The organism is Butyrivibrio sp. (assembly GCF_017940685.1).
GTDB lineage: Bacteria > Bacillota > Clostridia > Lachnospirales > Lachnospiraceae > Butyrivibrio.
In genome coordinates, this window is record NZ_JAGAYD010000177.1 from 1 (window position 1) to 1,703 (window position 1,703).

Genomic DNA, 1,703 nt, shown 5'->3' on the forward strand with positions numbered 1-1,703 from the left:
ACGATGTCCCAATCAGCAAAATGGCTCTTAAGCTTTGCCATCATAAGCTGCGCCACCCCAAAACCGCTGGCACATACAACACCAATGTTGACTGTGCGTTTCTTTTTCTTTCTGGAGTCGATCTTTTCCTTGGCTGCGCCAAAGTGCATGGCAAGATAGCCAACTTCAGCATCTCCAGGTACAAGGCCTGTCTTTTTAGTGATCACCTCTGCTGCTCTCTGACAATCTGCGTAGATGTCAGGATACTCACTTTTTATCTCGGCGAGCAAAGGATTACTTATGGTCATTTCATTTTTCATGCGATAGAGAGCTGGCTCAAGATGTACCATAAGGCCTCTTATGAAGTCCTCTTCACAGCGAAGTTCTCTGGCAAAGTCAGGGTCCATCACATCTATCATTCCATTGACAATCCCCATCAGTTCTTCGGTTAGGATCCCGCTTTCTCCGATGGCATCACTTGTGTAGTTAAGTTTTGCTCCCTTTATGTGGAGCAGAATGTTGTTTACTTCTGACTCAGGGATCTCGATCCCAAATTCTTCTTCAAGGGCTCCTGCAATGTTTTTGGCTATGTCATAGCCGTTGTCAAACCTTGCGTCGTAGGTCTCCATTGAAACAAGAGCACCTTCCTTTATCCTCTCAACTGCAACTGCAAGGTGGACAAGAAGCCCCACATATGCGTCGTTGGTAAGAAGATGAAGATATGGTTCCTCAAGCCTTTCAAGAACCTTTTCTACATCTGAGAGTATCTCTTCATTCATCAGAAGATATATGTTGTCACCGGCGTTTCCACGCTTTTCATTTTTCATGTTCTCGGTGACGAATCTCTGCATTGCAGTTCTGTAGCTCTTTTCGCTGCCAGAAAGAGCGATACCATAGCCAGGTTTCCTGATTATGCTAAGGTGGCACTCTTTTGCCCATTCACTTATGGCCTCAAGGTCATTGCTGATGGTGGCTTCGCTCACTCCAAACATATCGCTGTAGTAAAAGAGCTTTTGTGGTTCTCTGTTGCGAAGGAGCTCAAGTTTAAGTAGCTCTCTTCTCTTTTCCTTGTCGGAAACGATCCTGTCGGGATGTGTCTTGACAGCCTCTAAAAGTCGCTCCTTGTTCTCGTCGCTTCCTTCTATCTGGCTGCCCTCACCCTTTTTTCTGACCAGGGTAAGCCCGTACCCTTTAAGGATCTCTGAAATGTAATCAGCCTCTCTCAAAATGGTACGCTTACTCACACCCAGAGCATCAGCGACCTCGCTGTCTGTCGCCGGCTGCTCTGCGTTTAGCAAATAAAGGATTATTTGTCTAATACGTGGTGTAAGTTCCATTGCGTCTCCATTAAATATTTAAGCTTTCAGTTCCTCTGCCAACTGGTCATACTCAGGTGCTGACATAAAGTTGCTGATTGTGATGATCCTTGCATTAGGAGCACTGCTCTTTGCTCTGCCTGCCAGATCCTGATGAGTAACAACGATCTGTGCCTCTGCAGGGATCTCAGATACTGAAGCATGCTTAACATCGATATCTGCTCTACCTACATCTGCGAGTTTCTTCTTAAGTACTGTTGCACCCATTGCTGATGAGCCCATTCCAGCATCACAAGCAAATACGATGTGCTTGATCTCTGCGCCGTTTACCTTTACAAGGCTGTCTGCTGCAGTCTTAACTTCGCTTGCTGCAACGCCCTTGCTCTGAGCCTTCATCTCTTTCATCTG

The 1,703-nt window shown here is 46.1% G+C and carries 1 protein-coding gene and 1 pseudogene; both read right to left on the reverse strand.

What is annotated here, in order from left to right; all coding sequences use genetic code 11:
* Positions 1 to 1,316 (reverse strand): BglG family transcription antiterminator (locus J6I68_RS11325; RefSeq protein ID WP_292220423.1); only part of this gene is annotated, 1,316 nt, incomplete at its 3' end.
* 18 nt (positions 1,317 to 1,334) lie between these two features.
* A pseudogene (locus J6I68_RS11330) lies at positions 1,335 to 1,703 on the reverse strand (PTS mannitol transporter subunit IIBC); the annotation flags it as partial.